The organism is Janthinobacterium sp. GW821-FHT03A03 (genome assembly GCF_059421435.1).
Genome location: NZ_JBWKUZ010000006.1, coordinates 139,176 through 156,670, shown reverse-complemented (window position 1 = coordinate 156,670; position 17,495 = coordinate 139,176). Strand labels below are relative to the sequence as shown.

The following is a 17,495-nucleotide window of genomic DNA, read 5'->3' as shown; positions in this document are numbered from 1 at the left end:
GGCGATCGCCCGCAGAACTGGCCGCGGCCCCGCAGGCGCTGTGCCCCACGGCTGACGCACATCCATGCTGTTGATTTTTTTACAAATTACTGAACCGTACCGAGGATTGTCAATGTTACTGTCTCTGCCAGAGGTATTGCGCACGCCAAGGCTCACCTTGCGCAAGCCGCGCACATCCGACAGCGCCGTTATTTTTGATGCGTATGCTCAAGATACTGACGTCGTCCGCTATATGGTCTGGCGGCCGCACCGCGCCATCGCCGACACGGAAGCCTTTATTGCATATTGCATACAGGAATGGGATAGCGGGCGTAGCCGTCCCTACGTCCTGGCCCGTCAGGGCAAGGAGGACCAGGCTATCGGCATGCTGGAAGCCAGCTTGCATGATCACATGATCGATATCGGATACGTTTTGCAACGCAAGGATTGGGGCGCCGGTTTCATGTCCGAGGCCGTCCATGCCGTGAGCGAGGCCGCGCTGGCGCTGCCGCACTGTTTTCGCGTCCAGGCAAGCTGTGATACAGAAAATCGTGCCTCGGCGCGCACCCTGGAAAAGGCCGGGTTTGTGCTTGAAGGAAAGCTTGCGCGACACTTGGTCCTGCCAAATCTTGCCGAGGAACCCAGACAATCCCTGCTGTACGCCCGCTGCAGGTAAACTGCCGGCCAGACGGGCGCCGGGCCCGGACGGGACTTCTCCGCCTCCGCAGGCGTCCATGTCCCGCGCATCAAGGCGGCGTCACGCCCAAATGACAAGGGCCGGGTTCTGTCGGATACAGAGCCCGGCCCTGAACCGCATGGTGTCAGTTCATCTTGGCGGAAGTTTAGCGTGGCGCCAATTCCGCTACATAGATTTCCACGCGGCGATTGCGTGCGCGTCCCGATGCATCCGCGTTCGAGGCGATCGGCTCGCGGGCGCCGCGGCCTTCCGTGACAACGCGGGTGGGCGAGACGCCGCGCATGGACAGGTAGTCGCGCGTGTGGGCCGCGCGTTCCACCGACAGCGGTTCATTGATGGAATCGCTGCCCGTGCTGTCCGTGTGGCCGATGATGCTGACCGTGGTGTTCGGGTTTTCATTCAGGGTGGCGGCAAAGCGGTCGAGGATGGGGCGGAAGTTGCCCTTGATGTCGGCGCGGTTGGTGTCGAAGGAAATATCGCTGGGGATTTCCATTTTCAGGCGGTTGTCGGCCGTTTGCGACACTTGCACGCCCGTGCCTTGCGTGGCTTGCTCCATCGCGCGCTTCTGGTTTTCCATGCGGTTCGACCAGATATTGCCGACCACGGCACCCGCGGCCGCGCCCAGCAGGGCGCCGCCGGCCGTGCGGCCGCTGCTGCCGCCGCCGGTGGTGCCGCCGATCAGGGCGCCCAGGCCCGCGCCGATGCCCGCGCCCGTGGCCGTGCCGCGTTGCGTTGCGGACATATCCGCGCAGCCGGTGGCGGCCAGCGCGAGGACCAGCATGCCGATCAGGGATTTGGCGCCAGCGCCGTTTTTGAATGCTTTCATGGATTTTCTCCTTGTTTTGTTATTGGGACCTACCCAGAACTACCCGCACACGTTACTGCAAAATGGGCCGGCTTGCCAGCGCACGCAAAAAGGCGGCGCCCGTTTGCACGTGCACCGCCCGGCCTGTGCTGACGCTTGCGGGCTAGAGCCCGCGTCCGCTAATCAGGCGCAACAGGATCATGATCACGGCCACGACGAGCAGGATGTGAATGAAGCCGCCGATGGTATAGGATGTTACCAGGCCCAGCAGCCAAAGAATGATGAGTACTACTGCGATTGTGTAGAGCATGATGTGTCCTCCGTGAGTAGTGTGTGGATGGCGGCGCGGGCCTGTTTCCGGCTTGCAAGCAGGTAGCGGGCGGCGCTGCCATCGTTGTTTTGTCATTCGCGTTGCCCTGCATATCGCGCAACGTTGATGCCATGACTTATTGTCTACTTTGTTTCTGAAACTATCTGTACGCTGCCGTACACAAGCCTTATTTAGCCAGCTTATTTGCCGCGCCGCTGTCGCGCGCCAGCGCCGGGCCGGCATCCATGCCCGGCAGCCAGGCCAGCATGCCGGCCATGCCGACGGCGCCCGCCAGGCAGCTGAGCATGCCGCCGGTGAGCAGCAGCATGACGCCGAACACGGGCGCGCTGCCGGCCGCGGGCGCCAGGTCCAGCGCGCAAAAGCCCAGCGCGGTAGCGAGCATGCCGCCGCCGATAAAACCCAGCCAGATCCTGTTGCTGCCTGTCTTGTCGTGATTCATCGCATCTCCTTGAAGTGAGCACGGTTGAGATTTCCTGAGTGCATCATCTCGCGTCATGGCCAACTCATCTGTACGCCAACGAACATTGTCAAAAAGAAAACGCCCGGACGGGCCGGGCGTGTGTTTGTTTTGCAACTTGCGCTGGCGGCAAGGCCGCCGTGCCACGCTTAACCGAGCGCGCGCAAGCCGCCGTTGACGACGCGCACGCGGTCGCCCTGGCGCCAGTTCGGCGCGGCGCTCTGGTGCACGGTGCGCGTCTTGCCGTTATCGAGGCGCACGACGATGTTGTAGCTGCGCGTGGCGCGCACGCTGCCCTCGATCTGGTTGCCGGCCACGGCGCCGCCAACGGCGCCCAGCACGGTGGCCAGCTGCCTGCCGTGGCCGCCGCCGACCTGGTTGCCCAGCAAGCCGCCGACGACGGCCCCGCCGGCCGCGCCGACGCCGCTGCCTTCGGCGCGCGTATTGACTTCATGGATGGCTTCGATCACGCCGCAGTTGCTGCACACCTGCGGCGCCGGCGCGGCAGCATATTGCTGTGGCTGTGGCTGTGGCTGTGGCTGTGGCTGTGGCTGTGGCTGGCGCGCGGGAGCGGGCTGCTGCATGGGCTGTGGCTGCTGCGCCTGCTGCGGCAGGGCCGCCAGCGGCTGCATGGCGGCCGCCTGGTTCGGCTGGTTCGCCTGCAGGCTGGCCATCTGTTCGGCCGAGGTGCTCGCCGGCAGCGGCTGCGTGTCGCCCTGCGAGGCGGGCAGCCAGCCCATCAGGGCGGCCGTGCCGACGCCGCAGAACAGCAGGACGGCGACGGCGGCGGCCAGGACCAGCGGGTGGAGGGATTTGGTGGTGGTAGTCATGGAATGCTCCTTGGTTTTTTAAAATAATGAATCCGGTACTGCGTGTGTTCGGGCTGGCCAGGCCGGTATCGCAAGCCGGTGCAGTCAGTGTGCTGCGCCGCGTCCCGCGCTTCCGTGCGTCACCGTACATACAGGACCGGTGCCGCGCCGTACGCTAGGTAAAAATTATGTCGAGTTGTAACGACGACCAGGAAAAGGCAATGCCATCAATGACCGCCAGCTTGAACCTGTCCCGCGACACGGGCCGTACCGGCTTGAGCACGCCTGCCGCCAGCAACCGCTTGCTGGCCAGCCTGCCCGAGCCTGACCTGCGGCACCTGTCGGCGCTGTTCCACACCGTCACGGTCGAGGTGGGCGACGTGCTGTACGAACCTGGCCAGGCCATCGACTACATCTATTTTCCCGGCGACTGCCTGATTTCGCTGCTGGCCGTGGCGGAAGGCCGCATGACGCTCGAGGTGGGTTCCGTCGGCCGCGAAGGCGTGCTGGGCGCCTCCGTCGCGCTCGGGCATGACCTGGCGCAAGTGCGTGCCGTGGTGCAACGTTCCGGCACGGCCAGCCGCATCGCGCGGGCCGACTTCTGCGCCGAATTCGTCCGCCTCGATTCCCTGCAGCGCCTGCTGTACCGCTACACCGACACCCTGCTGGCGCAAGCCATCCAGATTGCCGTGTGCAGCCGCTTTCACGTGCTCGAAGCGCGCCTGGCCCGTTCGCTGCTGATCACGCGCGACCGCCTGCAGTCGGAAAAATTCCACCTGACCCACGAATTCCTCGCCCATACGCTGGGCGTGCGGCGGGTCGGCGTGACCAAGGCGGCCAGTGCGCTGCAACAGCAAAAACTCATCAGCTACAGTCGCGGCAACATCGAGATCCTCGATTCGGCGGGCCTGGAAGCCGTGTCCTGCCGCTGCTACGAACTGGTCAAGGATGCCGGCCCCATCGGCATGGCCAACGTCTTCGTCTAATTTCTTGAGAGTAATTTTTCAATAGCGGCAACGGCAGCCGGACGCAAAAAAGCGGGGCAGGCGCCTGCGCGCCCGCCCCGCTTTTCCGCCGGCCGGTTACTTCGGCTTGACCTGGTTGCCGATCACGCCGCCGACGGCGGCGCCGCCGACTGCGCCGACGGCGCTGCCGCCCGTCAGCACGGAGCCGGCAACGGCGCCGACACCGGCGCCGATGGCCGTGTTTTTATCCTGGTTGGACATGTTGGCGCAGGCGGTCAGGCTCAGCAGCAAGGTGGCGACGGAAGCGGTGGCGGCGAGTTTTTTGATGGTTTGCATGATAAATCTCCTATGAATTCGGACCTCGTGGCGCCGGCATGGTATGCGCGGGAAGGTCGTTCGTATCGCCACGTCTCGGGTGTTTCAGGCACGATCACAGAATAGAATTGTGGCAAGGCAGGGTCTGTTCGGCAACGCACATAGGGGTGTAACAATTGTAAAAGCGCCCAGCTGCCGCACCCATCAGCGGCTTTTGCGCGGCGTCTTGCCCGGTTTCGGCGCCACCGGCTGCGCGCGCGCGCGGGCCAGCAGCGCGGTGCATTCGCTGTCGTTGCCGGGGCCGGTGTTGACCAGCGGCAGCAGCGCCGCCACGGGCGCCACCACGGCCAGCGCCAGGGCGCCGCCGGCGCGCAGGGCCAGCACGCCCTTGTCGACGCTCACGTCGGGCTGGCTGAAGGTGCCGTGCACATACAGGGGCGAGCGCAGCGAGAAGATGCGCAAGCCCTTGCTGTCCGGCTGCAGGGTCAGGTCCAGCCGTTCATTGCCCAGGTTCACCGTGCCGTCGATGTTCAGGACGGCGTCGTCCGTGTCGACGATGAACTGGCGCGTGCGCATCAAGCCCTTGGTGACGACGAAATCGGCGGCCATGCAGTTGAGCCTGACCTGCTTGTCGCCGGCCAGCTTGGCCAGCACGACGCTGCCGATATTCAAGCCCATTTCTTCCAGCAGCAGCTTGCTGATGCTGCCCCGGTTGATCAGCGCGCGCACTTCGCCGTTCGAGCTGCCCAGCAAGGTGGCGACGGAATTGCCCGTGGCTGACAGCGAGGCGTCGCCATTGATTTCGCCCACGCTGGCCTGCAGGGCCGGCAGGCGGGGAAACAGCTGCTGGATGTGCAGATGGCGGGCGCTGGCCTTGAGTTCGGCGGCGATGCCGTTGGCGATGACCTTGCCGCTGCCGTCGAGCTTGATCTGCGAGGTCAGGGTGCCGCCCGCCACATTGAAGTTGAGCGGTGTCAAGGACAGCACGCCGTCCGTCAGCACCACGTGCGTATCGAGCTTGCTGATCGGTAATTCGGCGTCGCGCGTGATTTTATCGGCCGTGTAGCGCACGTCCGCGTCCAGGCTGGTCCAGCGTTCCGTCCTGAACGTTTCCACCGGCAGCACGCGGCCGGCCGGCTGCGTGGACGGCACGCCGCGCTCTTTCTTGCTGGCGCTGGAATCGGCGCCCACCAGCGGGCCGAGGTCGGAAAATTGCAGCAGGCGCGAGTGGACGTCGCCCGTCAGGCGCTTGCGCGGCGTGCTGGCGGAAAAGGCCAGCTTGCCTGCGACGTCGCTGGAACCGACCCTGCCGCTGAACTTGTCATAGACCCATTCGCCGCCGCGCGGCGCCAGCGTGCCCGTCAAATGGCCTTCCGTGCTGAAGTGCGGCGTTTCCGGCAGCAGCACGCCCGTCAGCGGATACAGCCGGGCCATGCTGGGGCCGGACAGCTTCAGGCGCACGTCGAGCGCGGCCAGGTCCGTGGGGCGCGTCAGCGTGCCTTCGATGGCCACGCTGCTGCCGCCCGCGCGCATGTCGGCCTGGATGGGGAAGGGCGTGCCCTGGCGCTGCAGCGACAGCACGCCGCCCGCCTTGCCGCCGCCCTGGACGCTTTCGCCGCGGTAGGTGCCGGACAGGGTCCAGGCGATGCCGTAGCGCGCATCGCCGGCGATGGTGTCGACCTCGGCGCGCATCGCCGTTTTGGTGACGCCGTCGTCCAGGGTCACGCTGCCCTTGCTGAAGACCACGCTTTGCAGTTCCAGCTGCCACGGCGATGGCTGGTCCTGCTTGTCGAAGGTCCAGTTGTTCTTGCCGTCCTTGCTGCGCAGCAAGCGCACTTGCGGCGTATCAAAACGCAATTCGGGGATGACGATCTTCTTGTTCAGCAGGGCCAGCGGATTGAGCGAGAAGGCCAGCTGGCTGACGGTAGCCAGCTGTGCCTGCTCTAGCGTGCCCGTCATGGCGCTCGGGTTGCCCAGGCGCACGTCCTTCGCTTGCAGGTGGGGCCAGGGCAAATAGTCGCGCCAGGTTTTTTCCGCGGCTGCACTGCCTGGCTGCTGCCACGTCAGCGACAGGTCGCCGTCGATGGAGAAGGGCCGCCCCAGCGCTTCGCTGGCGCGCGCATTGAGCCAGGGCTTGGCGCGGTTCCAGTCGGTATGGAGCAGGGTCACGACGGCCGCGACGGGCAGGGCGACGAGGATGGCGGTGCCGGCGAGGGCGATTTTCTGGCGGCGTGACAGTTGCATGGGAGACGATTCTTTCTGGACAAGTATTTACGATGCTACAGGAATCGCTCCACGGCCGGGTTCGTTTCTCGCGTTTACCGTCCGGCGCGTGCGCTGGCGCACGTTGCCGATGCAAGTATTGTCGATTTCCTACTCTATGTGCGGCACCGAACGGATATGCGGGGAGCCGGAGCCTATAACGTCATACATCAAACGCCGTTCCCGATTCGTTCCACCTGTTACACATCACTCACATTCTCTAGGAGAAAAAAAATGACAAACCGAGATTCCATCAACAGCCCCATGACCGCTCTGGCCGCCTGTCTCACCGCCGTTGTCCTGATGACGGGCTGCTCCAGCCTGAAAACGCCGGCCACGGCCGACGTGGCCGTGTCGCGCGCCGCCGTCGATAACGCCGCCAGCGCCGGCGCCGCCGACCTGGCGCCCGATGAAATGCGTTCGGCCCGCGAAAAAATGCGCATGGCCAACCAGGCGCTGAAAGACCGCGACTACAAGACGGCGCGCGACCTGGCCGACCAGGCGCAAGCGGACGCCAAGCTGGCGCAAAGCAAGGCCAATTCGGCCAAGGCCACCAGCGCCGCCGATGAAATCAACGAGAACATCCGCGTCATGCGCGAAGAACTCGACCGTGCCAACCAGCAAGCCCCGAAACAATAAACCAAACAATAAGAACAGGATTCCATCATGAAAAAAGCTACCTACACCACCATTCCCGGCCTGCTGGCCATGGCCGCCCTGGTTGCCGCCTGCAGTTCCGCACCGACCGCCACCAGCCTGCTCGACCAGACCCGCGGCGACTACATGGCGGCGCAATCGAACCCGATGGTATCGACCTATGCGCCACGCGAATTGCGCGAAGCGAGCGCCGCGCTGGAAGCGGCCAACGCGGCGGCCACGCGCCAGGATGACAGCGAGAAAGTTGACAAGCTGGCCTACCTGGCCAAGCAAAAAATTGCCACCGCACAAGAAGTAGCCAAGCAGAAAGCCGCGGAAGCCGATATCGCCAACGCGGGCAAGCAGCGCGACCAGTTGCGCCTCGACGCGCGCACGCAGCAGGCGGACCAGGCCACGGCCCGCGCCCAGGCGGCGCAAGCGGATGCGGAAGCGGCCAAGGCCCAGGCGCAAATGGCAGAAGCATCGGCGCGCGATGCGCAGGCGCGCGCCGCCGGCCTCGAAGCGCAGCTGGCCGACCTGGCCGCCAAGAAAACGGAGCGCGGCATGGTGATCACCTTGGGCGACGTGCTGTTTGGCACGGACAAGGCCAACCTGACGGCCGATGGCGCGAATACGGCGCGCAAGCTGGCCGATGTGCTGAAAAACAATCCGCAGCGCACGGTATTGATCGAAGGCTTCACGGACAGCACGGGCGGCTCGTCGCACAACCTGGAACTGTCGCAGCGCCGCGCCGAATCCGTGCGCAATGCGCTGCTGGAGCAGGGCATCAGCCGCGACCGCATCGCCACGAAAGGCTATGGCGCCGCCTATCCGGCGGCCGGCAACGATACGGCGGCAAACCGCCAGCTGAATCGCCGGGTGGAAATCGTGCTGTCGGAAGACAACACGGCCATTCCCGCCCGCCGTTAAAGCCCCAGGCCAAACTACGTTTTTTGCCTGGCGTTTGATTTGTTAGTAGGCAGCACCGGCCGAAGTGTGGCCGGTGGATACCCATGCAATACTTGAAAGGACGCATCATGACACCAACATCTGTTGAGATTCCAGCTGGCATCGATACGGCCGCCATCCGCGCCGCCGCCAAAAACCTGGACGACGGCGCCGTCACGGCCGGCTACCAGGGTAATCGCGAGGAATTGATTACCTTGTTGAATGGGGCGCTGGCCACGGAACTCGTGTGTATTGCGCGCTATAAGCGCCATTACTACACCGTGAGCGGACGCGACAATGGCACCATCAAGGCCGAGTTCCTGGAGCACGCGCAGCAGGAACAGGAACATGCGGACTGGCTGGCCGAGCGCATCGTGCAGTTGAACGGCAAGCCAGATTTTAATCCTGCAACATTGCTCGCCCGCAGCCATGCCGAGTATGATGACTCCGAGGACGTGCAAAGCATGGTGCGTACCAATCTGATCGCCGAGCGCGTGGCGATCGAATCGTACCGCCAGATGATCGTCAAAGTGGGCGACAGCGACCCGACGACACGTCATTTATTGATCAAGATCATGGCTGTCGAGGAAGAGCACGCCGATGATATGCGCGATCTGATGGAATAGTGTTTTAGAGTAAAGTTGGTATAGTAACTAAATATTCATTCATAGCTAAGGAGCTAAACCATGTTGGAAAATAATATCACCACCGTCAATAACGACGTCAAGACCCTGGTCAAGGATGCGCAGGCCCTGTTCAGCGCCGCTGCCGCCCTGACGGGCGAAAAGGCCGATGAGGTGCGCATCAAGGGCATGAAAACCCTGGACGCCGCCCTGGCCAAGGCGCACGAAGCGCAGGCATCGGCCATCGTCGCCACCAAGCAGCTCGCCTCCCAGGCGGACGGCTATGTCAAGGAAAACCCTTGGCGCACGGTGGCCGTCGCCGCTGGCGTCGGCGTGCTGGTCGGCTTCATCCTGGGCCGCAAGTAATCCCATTCAGGAGCGATATGGACAAGTCTGCTTCGTCTCACCAGGGGCCGGGATTGATCGGCTCGCTTGCCGGCCTGGCCAAAAACGCCGTCGGACTGATGTTGTCGCGGCTGGAACTGGCCACCATCGAACTGTCGGAAGTGCGCAATCATGTGTTGCAGCTGATTGTCATTTTCGCGCTGGCGACGGTGGCAGGCTTGTTTGCCATCGCTTACGGCAGCGTGCTGATCGTTTTCCTGGCCTGGGATAGCCTGGGCTGGAAGATCCTGGCGATCATGACGGTCGTGTTCATACTGCTGGCCATCGGCCTGGTCATGTATGCGCGCGCGATGCTGCGTCAAGGAAAGCTCTCCATGCCGGCCACCATGGCCGAACTGAAGGCCGACCGCGACATGCTGATGTAAGCTGCCGGCGGGTGCCACCCGGACCTGTGCCGGCGCGGGCTCGCCATGTCCAGCCTGCCTTACGAGGAGAATTCATGTCGGAAAACGACAAACTGGCGGCGCAAGCCGCCCGCAAACGCCTGCTGATCGCCCAGGGCGAGATGTATCGCGTGGGCATCGTGCATGCGCGCGCCAACGTCGGCTATGCCCTGCGTCCGGAGTCGCTGCTGCAGGGCGTGGTCGAGACGGCCGTCGGCTTTGCCGGCCACCGCGTCGAATCCCTGCTGGCGCCGGGCGGCATGCGCCTGCAAGGCGCCATGCCCTACGTGCTGACGGCGCTGTCCTTCATCGGCCGCAAGAGGCTGGTCAAGCCGGCCCTGGTGCTCGTGGCCGTGGCCGCCTTCGCCGCCAGCTGGCTGCGCCGCAAGCGCTGAACGCCAGCCGCACAGGAACGCCGTCATCGACGGCGTTTTTTTTTGCCCATACGCAAGGTCCGGCACGGGAAGGCGCAAGCGCGCACAATCCCTTACAATGATTCACGCCGCAGTCCGCGCGGCGCACAGAGGGCCACCTTGATGACGAATGCGAAGACACCGATCAATCAGTTAAATCCCTCGCGCCTGCGCATCGTGCTGGTGCTGCAGGGCGGCGGCGCGCTGGGCGCCTACCAGGCCGGCGTCTACCACGCCTTGCACGAACACGGCTTGGCGCCCGACTGGGTGGTGGGTACCTCGATCGGCGCCATCAATGCCGCCATTTTGGCCGGCAACAAGCACGAGGACCGGCTGGTGCGCCTGAAACAGTTCTGGCAGCGCGTGGCGCACCGCGACAGTATCGACATGAACCTGGTGTCGGACCAGCAGCGCCGCTCGAACATCTGGCTGGCCACGCTCGATACCGTGCTGCGCGGCGTGCCCGGCTTTTTCAAGCCGCGCACCTTCAGCCTGTTTCCCGCCGGAATCGCCGTCAAGCCGGAAGAGGCCAGCTTCTACGATACGAGCGAGCTGGCCGGCACGCTGGAGGAACTGGTCGATTTCGATTACCTGAACCAGCCCGGCGGCATGCGCCTGACAGTCAACGCCCTGCGCGTCAAATGCGGCAGCCTCATCAGTTTCGACAGCCACCAGCAGCCGCTGACGGCGGACCACATCCGCGCCAGCGGCGCCTTGCCGCCCGGCTTTGCCGGCGTGCGCGTCGATGGCGATTTATATTGGGATGGCGGCCTGTATTCGAACACCCCGCTCGAAACCGTGCTCGACGACACGCCCCACGTCGATACCCTCGTCTTCATGGTGGACCTGTGGAGTTCGCAAGGGCCGGAGCCGACGACGCTCGATGAAGTGCAGACGCGGCAAAAGGACGTCACCTTCGCCTCGCGCTCGAAACGCCACATCGAGGATTACGTCAACACGCATACCTTGCAGCACAAGCTGCGCGAACTGTACGCCCGCCTGCCCGAGGACGCGCACAGCCACCGCCAGGCCGAAGAACTGGCGGCGCTGGGCTGCGACAGCACCATGCATATCGTGCGCCTGCCGTATGCGGGGCGCGACTGGCACATGGCGGCCAAGGACATCAATTTTTCCAGGGGCTCCATCGAGTGGCGCTGGGAGCAGGGCTACCAGGATGCCTTGCGCGCGATCAAGGCGGCCGGCTGGCTGGCCTTCGTCACGGAAGACACGCCGCTCGTGGTGCATGAATTGCCGCCCTACGAACGCGACGCCGCTTAGTGACGCCTGTCAAAACCTGCCGCGCGTCGGTATAGGCGGCCTGCGATGCTCACCGGCTCGGCGCCCCCGTGCAGAGTACGGTTGCGCTTCTTAGCCACCTCTCCGTTCCGCTCGCGACGGTTTTGTCAGGTGTTGCAATTTTGTTTAGCGTCGCAACAGCACGGCATATCACTGCGGATGCGCCGCTACACGCAGTTTTTCCGCGTTTGCCATGTCTTGACGGTAGGTGTCCTGCGCTTCCTTCAGGCAGCTGGCGCGCGCGGCGGACGGTTCCAGACGACAAGCTTTCTTGGCTTCGGCCAGGGCGGCGCTGATTTCCTTGCGCAGGGTGCGCAGCTGGGCTTGCGGCGTGCTGTCTTCCTGGTACCAGCGTTGCGGGTCGCCCGGCTGCGGCGTGGCCGTCTGGGCCAGCGCCAGCGGCGCCACGCTGCAGGCGAACAGGACGGCCAATAGGGTGTTGTGGGTAGTCATGATATTTCCTCCTTGAAATAAAAAAGGCGCCGCAGCGCCTTTTTTTACAACCTGCCCGTCAGTAATAGCAGGATCAGTATCACTACGACCAGGCCGGCGATGCCGCTGGGACCGTAACCCCAGTTGCGGCTATGCGGCCAGGTAGGCAGGACGCCGACCAGGGCCAGGATCAAGATGATCAGAATGATGGTGCCCATGGTATCTCCTTGTTGGTGCATGGTCCGGCGCAGGCTTGCGGGCAAGCCTGGCCAGCGGATTAATAGCGGTAGACGCGGCCGTCGACGACGCGCACGCGGTTACCCGGGCGCAAATCGTTGGCGTTGTCCTGCACCACGGTGCGGTATTCGCCATTGTCCAGGCGCACGCTGATCTGGTAGGCCTGGGCTTGCTGCCTGCGGCCTTCCACCTGGTTGCCGACGACGCCGCCGGCGACGGCGCCGGCCACGGTGGCGGCCGTGCGGCCGCTGCCCGAGCCGATGGTATTGCCCAGCAGGGCGCCGGCGATGCCGCCGACCACGGCGCCGGCGCCGCTGGTTTGAGCGCCGCCCTGCACGATCTGGATGGAATCGACAGTGCCGTACATGGCCGATTCAGGCTGGTTGGCGGGGTAATACTGTTGTGACTGGGTAGGGCCGGTGGCGCAACCGCTCAGAACAGCGGTGGCGGCGAGCATCAGTGCGGCCAAGGTGGCGTTGGTTTTCATTTTATTCTCCTGACGAGGTGAGGGTGTAGTGCCATCTTAGTCACGCCCCTGTCCCCGGTCTGTACGCTGCCGCACGTACTTATTTGCTGCCGCTCCCGCCGTTGCACGGCCGGATTTCTGCACAAACGTTGTTATTTCTCCCCACTTGCCTGCTTGATTCAAAATAAATTGCTTGTGTACGGCAGCGTACAGAAGAACGGAGGCGATCCACGTAAAACGGTAGTCATGCCAAGCAGACATGCTTGTCACGACCAGGGAGAAATACATGAACAAGAACAAGCTCTTCACCGCCATCGTCGTCAGCCTGGCTTGCGCCGCATGGGGCGGCCAGGCAGCCGCCGCCACGCCAGAGGCAAAGGCGGCCTACAAGGCGGCAAACGAGCAGGCTGCCTTGAATTACAAGCAGGCCCACGCGGAATGCGACAAGATCACGGGCAACCCGAAGGATGTCTGCATTGCCGAAGCGAAGGCCGTGCGCGCCTACGATGAAGCAGTTGCTCAAGCGCAATACACAAATACCCTGCGTGCCTACACCAAGGCGCGCATCAAGATTGCCGATGCCAATTACGACGTTGACCTGGCCCGCTGCAATGCGCTGACGGGCAATGACAAGGATGTCTGCGTCAAGCTGGCCAAGTCCACCAAGGTGGCGGCCCTGGCCGACGCCAAGGCGGACAAGAAAGTCATCGAAGCGCGCAGCGATGCGCGTGAAGCAAAGAGAAAAGCCGAGTACAAGGTCGCAGCAGAAAAATGCGATGCATTAGCCGGCGCAGCCAAAGATGACTGTATCAAGGCTGCAAAAACCCAGTTTGGCTACTGAGGCCATCCGGCACGCAGTCACCACACTGGTATAAGAAGCTCACTGTGAGCACATTGATTGACCACTCCTAAGGAAAAAACCATGAAATTCACCAAATCTATCGCTACCGGCCTTTTCGTCGCTTCCCTGTTCGCCGTTGCAGGCTGCGCTTCGACCCCAACCAAGGAAGGCACGGGCGAGTACATCGACGACGCGGCCATCACGACGAAAGTCAAGGCCAGCATCTTCAATGAGCCGACCCTGAAATCGACGGAAATCAACGTTGAAACCTTCAAGGGCGTGGTACAGCTGAGCGGCTTCGTTGCCCAGCCGTCGGACGCCGCCAAAGCGGGCGAAGTCGCCCGTGGCGTGAAGGGCGTGAAGTCGGTGAAAAACGACATCCGCGTCAAGTAATGGCATGACCTGCCGCAGCGGCCAGCCCCACGGCTGGCGCTGCGGTCCACCACCGACCGTCGCGGGAATCGCATGTCTATCCAGCCTACAGATACCCCGCCCGAGCCGATGGCGGCTGCCTCCACCGAGCCTGCCGGGCTTCCTCCCGGCGCGCCCGTGGAGCTGCCGGACGCATCCTTGCGCCTGCCGCTGCATGTCCATGCGCGCGGCATGGCCCTGGGCATCATCGCCACCGTCAGCTTCATCTATGCGCTGCAGTGGGCACAGAAATTCCTCATTCCCGTCCTGTTCGGCATATTCATCGCCTATACGCTCAATCCCGTCGTCGCCTGGCTGGAAAAGCTGCGCCTGCCGCGCGCCATCGGCACCACGGCCGTCACGGCCCTGATCCTGTTCGGCTCCCTCGTCGTCGTCGAGCGCGTGCAGGGCGAATTCGAATCCATCGTGGAAGAGCTGCCGGCCGCCACGCACAAGCTGTCGCGGCTGATCGCCGCCAATACGGGAGGCAAGAACAGCACCTTCCAGAAAATGCAGGCCGTGGCCAATGAAATCGAGCAAGTGGCCGCCGGCGCCGAAGCGCGCCGCAACAACCGCCGCGCCGCCGCCGAGGCGCCCAACTTCAAGATCATGGACTGGGTCTGGGCCGGTTCGCTGGGCCTCGTGGGCTTCATCAGCCAGGCCACCATGGTCATCTTCCTCGTGTTCTTCCTGCTGCTGTCGGGCGACACCTTCAAGCGCAAGCTCGTCAAGCTGACGGGACCGTCGCTGAGCCGCAAGAAGGTCACCGTGCACATCCTGGAAGACATCAATACCTCGATCCAGAACTATATGTTCATGCTGCTCGTCACGAACGGCTTGCTGGCGCTGCTGATGTGGATCGCCCTGCGCGTGATCGGCCTGGAAAACGCGGGCGCCTGGGCCATCGTGGCCGGCTTGCTGCACATCATGCCCTACTTCGGTCCCCTGCTCATCACCATCGCCACGGGGCTGGTGGCCTTCCTGCAGTTCGAATCGCTGGAAATGGTCTTGCTGGTGACGGGCACGTCGATGGCCATCGCCACCCTGGTCGGCACCTTTGTCACCACCTGGATGACGGGACGCATCGCCCGCATGAATCCCACGGCCGTCTTCATCAGCCTGCTGTTCTGGGGCTGGCTGTGGGGCGTCTGGGGCTTGCTGCTGGGCGTGCCCATCATCGTCATCGTGAAGGTGGTGGCCGAGCGCGTGCAGGGCATGGAAGTGGTGGCCGAGCTGCTGGGCGAATAGTTTGCGGCAGCGCAAGAACAACGGCGCCCGCGGGCGCCGTTGTTGTATCTGGAATGCCGCTTTACGACTGGTGGCGTTTCAGTATCTTCACCTGCACGTCGCCGTCTTCCGTCTTTGGCATATCCTTCATGCTGCCCAGCTGCAGGGCGAACTGGCGCGTGAATTCGGCGCCCAGGAAGAAGATTTGCGCTGAGTAATACACCCACAGCAGCAGGGCCACCAGCGAACCGGCCGCGCCATAGCTGCTGGCCACGCCGCTGTTGCCGATGTACACGCCGATCGCATATTTACCGAGAGAAAACATGAACGCCGTGCCCAGGGCGCCGATCAGCACGTCGCGCCAGGACAGGCGCACGCGCGGCAGCATTTTATAGATGACGGCGAACAGGCAGGCGATGACGGCAAAGCCGATCAGGTTCGACAGGGCAGTAAACAGCAGGGCCGTGTCTTTCCACACGCCTTCCCAGAAGTTGGCGAGGATGGCCATGGCCGCGTTGACCACCAGCGACACCATCAGCAGGAAGGCCAGCACCAGCACCAGGCCGAAGGACAGCAAGCGCGTGCGCAGCATGTCCCAGGCGCCCGCTTCCTTCAGCGGCGGCACTTGCCAGATTTCATCGAGACTGGCTTTCAGCTCGGCAAACACGCTGGTCGCGCCAAACAGCAGCAGGGCGCTGGCGATGAGGGTGGCGATGCGGCCCTGTTCATGGTTCTTCGCGCCGGCCAGCACCAGCTGGATGGCTTCGGCGCCCTGCGTGCCCAGCAAGCCTTGCAGCTGCCCCATCAGTTCGCCGCGCGCGGCGGCCGGGCCATAGAAAAAGCCGGCGATGGCGATCACCAGCACGAGGATGGGGGCGATGGAAAACAGCGTGTAATAGGCGAGGGCGGCGCCCTTGCTCGAGGCGCGGTGTTCCAGCCATTCGGTGACGGAACAGACGACGACCTTGCGCATCTGCTTGCCGAACGGCGCCAGGCCGGACAGTCTGGGATAGCGGGTAGAGAAATTCATGGTGGCTTTCAATGCAAAAAAGGGGCCTTAGCCCCTTTTTTTATTCACAAGTGGCGTACCACTGTCGAGCTTACTGCACGCGGCGTTCGATGGTGATCTGTTCCACTTCAACGCGGCGGTTAGGTTCCAGGCACTTGATCAGGTCGGCACGTTTCTTGTTATTGCATGTGACGACAGGATTGGTGGAGCCCTTGCCTTCGGCCGTCAGGCGGTTGGCGGCCACACCGTGGGCGACCAGGTATTCCTTGACTGCATCAGCGCGCTGCTGCGACAGTTTCAGGTTGTACTTGGGCGAACCGATGCGGTCGGCATAACCGCTGATGACGACGTTGTTGACGTCCGGCGATGCGTTGAGCACGCGGGCGATTTCGTCGAGCTTGGTCTGTGTCGGACCCAGCTTGGCGCTGTCGAACGCGAACAGTTCCGTCGCCGACATCGTCACTTTCTCAAAGCGGGCTGGCGGCGGTGGCGGTGGTGGCGGCGGCACGACCACGACGACTTCCTCGCGCGCTGGCGGCGGTGGCGGTGGCGGCGGCGGTGCAGGCGGTTTGTCGAACGCGAAGTTCAGGCCCACGGTGACGTAGTAGTTGTTCGATTTGCTGCTCGGGTCGAAGGTGTTGCCGCGCAGGAAGCCATGCACATTGCGTACGTCGGCCTGGAACGACAGCTGATCGGTGATGGTGGACTGGAAGCCCAGGCCGACGCTGGCGTATGGCGAGCTCTTCGAGCGTTCACCGAAGGCGAAGCTGGTGTCCTTGTCGCGCTGCATGCCGGCGCCAACCAGCAGGAAGGGGCGGAAGGCCTTGCGCGAGAACATGTACAGGCCGTCTACGCCCAGCGTATTTTGCTGGTAGCGCTGGCCGCCGTCCTTGGAGCGGGCATACGTGGTGCCCAGCTGGATATCCCAGTCCTGGGAAACGGGCTTACCGAAACGCAAGCCTGCGCCATAGCCGGTTTTATCCGTGGCGAAGTCCGAGTCTGGCTTGAGTGCGTTGATGCTAGGTTGAATGTACCAGGAGGGATTGATTTCCTGGGCCTGTGCGCCGAGGGCGGAGCACAGGACTGCGGCGGCAACGGCGATTTTTTTTAGATTATTCACAAGTAACTCCCAACGTTGATAAGAGATTGTCTCTACTGCATCAATGCGACAACTGCCAGACATGCTATTGCTAGAGATAGACGACGATTCCAGGTGCGCTTTCTTGCGATAAATGCACTGCTGTTGGACTAGAGAATACGGTTGCAGGTTCAAGCGGTCCGTGCGTTAGCGCACAAAGTATTGTGGTATATCAATGGTGTTGCAGATTTACGACGAATACTTTGGTATTGAAAAAAACGCATCCGCCTCGCAAAAAAATTGCGGTAACAGCCAATGACGGGTGTCATTGCGAGGGGCAATCGTACGACTTGTTACGGGCTTGCCACTGTATATTAGCAACAATGATGAGCTTGATAACTAATATTACATTAGTGTTGTATTCCTGCCGCGTTCTGTTGCTTACTCTGGATTCCCATGGGCAACTTTCT

General features: G+C 63.0%; 23 protein-coding genes. 12 read left to right on the top strand and 11 right to left on the bottom strand.

Features of this window, described 5'->3' with window-relative positions; genetic code table 11:
- Positions 1-112: 112 nt before the first annotated feature.
- Positions 113-655, top strand: a complete 543-nt coding sequence (locus AC07VI_RS14535; RefSeq protein ID WP_494808804.1) for a GNAT family N-acetyltransferase — start codon at positions 113-115, stop codon at positions 653-655.
- A 166-nt stretch (positions 656-821) separates the two neighbouring features.
- Here AC07VI_RS14535 and AC07VI_RS14530 read toward each other — a convergent pair whose 3' ends face one another.
- From AC07VI_RS14530 to AC07VI_RS14515, 4 genes are all read right to left on the bottom strand, one after another.
- The gene (locus AC07VI_RS14530) at positions 822-1,502 is read right to left on the bottom strand and encodes a YiaD family glycine zipper/OmpA-like lipoprotein (protein WP_086145787.1); all 681 of its coding nucleotides are present in this window, start codon (positions 1,500-1,502) and stop codon (positions 822-824) included.
- A gap of 142 nt (positions 1,503-1,644) precedes the next feature.
- The gene (locus AC07VI_RS14525; protein WP_121670992.1) at positions 1,645-1,791 is read right to left on the bottom strand and encodes a lmo0937 family membrane protein; all 147 of its coding nucleotides are present in this window, start codon (positions 1,789-1,791) and stop codon (positions 1,645-1,647) included.
- A 187-nt stretch (positions 1,792-1,978) separates the two neighbouring features.
- The gene (locus tag AC07VI_RS14520; RefSeq protein ID WP_086145786.1) at positions 1,979-2,251 is read right to left on the bottom strand and encodes a hypothetical protein; all 273 of its coding nucleotides are present in this window, start codon (positions 2,249-2,251) and stop codon (positions 1,979-1,981) included.
- A gap of 167 nt (positions 2,252-2,418) precedes the next feature.
- Positions 2,419-3,099 (bottom strand): outer membrane lipoprotein, encoded by a 681-nt coding sequence (locus AC07VI_RS14515; RefSeq protein WP_099420438.1) that lies wholly within the window; start codon positions 3,097-3,099, stop codon positions 2,419-2,421.
- 200 nt (positions 3,100-3,299) lie between these two features.
- Between AC07VI_RS14515 and AC07VI_RS14510 the strand changes: the two genes are divergently transcribed.
- A complete protein-coding gene (locus tag AC07VI_RS14510; protein ID WP_086145784.1) occupies positions 3,300-4,064 on the top strand; it encodes a Crp/Fnr family transcriptional regulator in 765 nt (254 codons plus the stop codon).
- A gap of 96 nt (positions 4,065-4,160) precedes the next feature.
- Here AC07VI_RS14510 and AC07VI_RS14505 read toward each other — a convergent pair whose 3' ends face one another.
- Positions 4,161-4,379, bottom strand: coding sequence for an osmotically-inducible lipoprotein OsmB (locus tag AC07VI_RS14505; protein WP_086145783.1), 219 nt, complete (start codon positions 4,377-4,379; stop codon positions 4,161-4,163).
- A gap of 183 nt (positions 4,380-4,562) precedes the next feature.
- Positions 4,563-6,602 carry an AsmA family protein gene (locus tag AC07VI_RS14500; protein ID WP_099375154.1) on the bottom strand — a complete coding sequence of 680 codons (2,040 nt, stop codon included), beginning with the start codon at positions 6,600-6,602 and terminating at the stop codon, positions 4,563-4,565.
- 282 nt (positions 6,603-6,884) lie between these two features.
- Here AC07VI_RS14500 and AC07VI_RS14495 point away from each other — a divergent pair, with 282 nt between their 5' ends.
- From AC07VI_RS14495 to AC07VI_RS14465, 7 genes are all read left to right on the top strand, one after another.
- On the top strand, positions 6,885-7,259 hold the full coding sequence (locus tag AC07VI_RS14495; protein ID WP_413465904.1) for a DUF4398 domain-containing protein: 375 nt from the start codon (positions 6,885-6,887) through the stop codon (positions 7,257-7,259).
- A gap of 27 nt (positions 7,260-7,286) precedes the next feature.
- Positions 7,287-8,186 (top strand): OmpA family protein, encoded by a 900-nt coding sequence (locus AC07VI_RS14490; protein WP_086147656.1) that lies wholly within the window; start codon positions 7,287-7,289, stop codon positions 8,184-8,186.
- Between the two features lie 107 nt (positions 8,187-8,293).
- The gene (locus AC07VI_RS14485) at positions 8,294-8,830 is read left to right on the top strand and encodes a ferritin-like domain-containing protein (RefSeq protein ID WP_492993230.1); all 537 of its coding nucleotides are present in this window, start codon (positions 8,294-8,296) and stop codon (positions 8,828-8,830) included.
- Between the two features lie 60 nt (positions 8,831-8,890).
- Positions 8,891-9,193 carry an ElaB/YgaM/YqjD family protein gene (locus AC07VI_RS14480; protein ID WP_070224914.1) on the top strand — a complete coding sequence of 101 codons (303 nt, stop codon included), beginning with the start codon at positions 8,891-8,893 and terminating at the stop codon, positions 9,191-9,193.
- Positions 9,194-9,210: 17 nt separating this feature from the next.
- Complete coding sequence (locus AC07VI_RS14475; RefSeq protein WP_099375153.1) at positions 9,211-9,597, top strand: phage holin family protein; 387 nt, start codon at positions 9,211-9,213, stop codon at positions 9,595-9,597.
- Between the two features lie 74 nt (positions 9,598-9,671).
- Complete coding sequence (locus tag AC07VI_RS14470) at positions 9,672-10,010, top strand: hypothetical protein (RefSeq protein ID WP_086147658.1); 339 nt, start codon at positions 9,672-9,674, stop codon at positions 10,008-10,010.
- Positions 10,011-10,151: 141 nt separating this feature from the next.
- A complete protein-coding gene (locus AC07VI_RS14465; RefSeq protein WP_086147659.1) occupies positions 10,152-11,306 on the top strand; it encodes a patatin-like phospholipase family protein in 1,155 nt (384 codons plus the stop codon).
- Between the two features lie 168 nt (positions 11,307-11,474).
- Here the strand turns inward: AC07VI_RS14465 and AC07VI_RS14460 are convergent, their stop codons facing one another.
- Genes AC07VI_RS14460 through AC07VI_RS14450 form a run of 3 tightly spaced genes read right to left on the bottom strand, consistent with a single transcriptional unit; the run spans position 11,475 to position 12,480 of the window.
- Positions 11,475-11,777, bottom strand: a complete 303-nt coding sequence (locus AC07VI_RS14460) for a hypothetical protein (protein WP_492993232.1) — start codon at positions 11,775-11,777, stop codon at positions 11,475-11,477.
- Between the two features lie 44 nt (positions 11,778-11,821).
- On the bottom strand, positions 11,822-11,974 hold the full coding sequence (locus AC07VI_RS14455) for a DUF3309 family protein (RefSeq protein ID WP_010396415.1): 153 nt from the start codon (positions 11,972-11,974) through the stop codon (positions 11,822-11,824).
- A 59-nt stretch (positions 11,975-12,033) separates the two neighbouring features.
- Entirely contained in the window at positions 12,034-12,480 is a 447-nt protein-coding gene (locus AC07VI_RS14450; RefSeq protein WP_086147660.1) for an outer membrane lipoprotein, read from the bottom strand.
- 265 nt (positions 12,481-12,745) lie between these two features.
- On the opposite strand from AC07VI_RS14450, the gene AC07VI_RS14445 reads away from it, so the two are divergent.
- The 3 genes from AC07VI_RS14445 to AC07VI_RS14435 all read left to right on the top strand — a co-directional run bounded on the left by AC07VI_RS14445 (position 12,746) and on the right by AC07VI_RS14435 (position 14,959).
- Positions 12,746-13,300 (top strand): hypothetical protein, encoded by a 555-nt coding sequence (locus AC07VI_RS14445; RefSeq protein WP_086147661.1) that lies wholly within the window; start codon positions 12,746-12,748, stop codon positions 13,298-13,300.
- A gap of 81 nt (positions 13,301-13,381) precedes the next feature.
- Complete coding sequence (locus AC07VI_RS14440) at positions 13,382-13,693, top strand: BON domain-containing protein (protein WP_046682432.1); 312 nt, start codon at positions 13,382-13,384, stop codon at positions 13,691-13,693.
- A gap of 72 nt (positions 13,694-13,765) precedes the next feature.
- Complete coding sequence (locus AC07VI_RS14435; RefSeq protein ID WP_492993235.1) at positions 13,766-14,959, top strand: AI-2E family transporter; 1,194 nt, start codon at positions 13,766-13,768, stop codon at positions 14,957-14,959.
- A 61-nt stretch (positions 14,960-15,020) separates the two neighbouring features.
- Here AC07VI_RS14435 and AC07VI_RS14430 read toward each other — a convergent pair whose 3' ends face one another.
- A complete protein-coding gene (locus tag AC07VI_RS14430) occupies positions 15,021-15,968 on the bottom strand; it encodes a YihY/virulence factor BrkB family protein (RefSeq protein ID WP_086147662.1) in 948 nt (315 codons plus the stop codon).
- 70 nt (positions 15,969-16,038) lie between these two features.
- A complete protein-coding gene (locus AC07VI_RS14425) occupies positions 16,039-17,067 on the bottom strand; it encodes an OmpA family protein (protein ID WP_086147663.1) in 1,029 nt (342 codons plus the stop codon).
- Between the last annotated feature and the right edge of the window lie 428 nt (positions 17,068-17,495).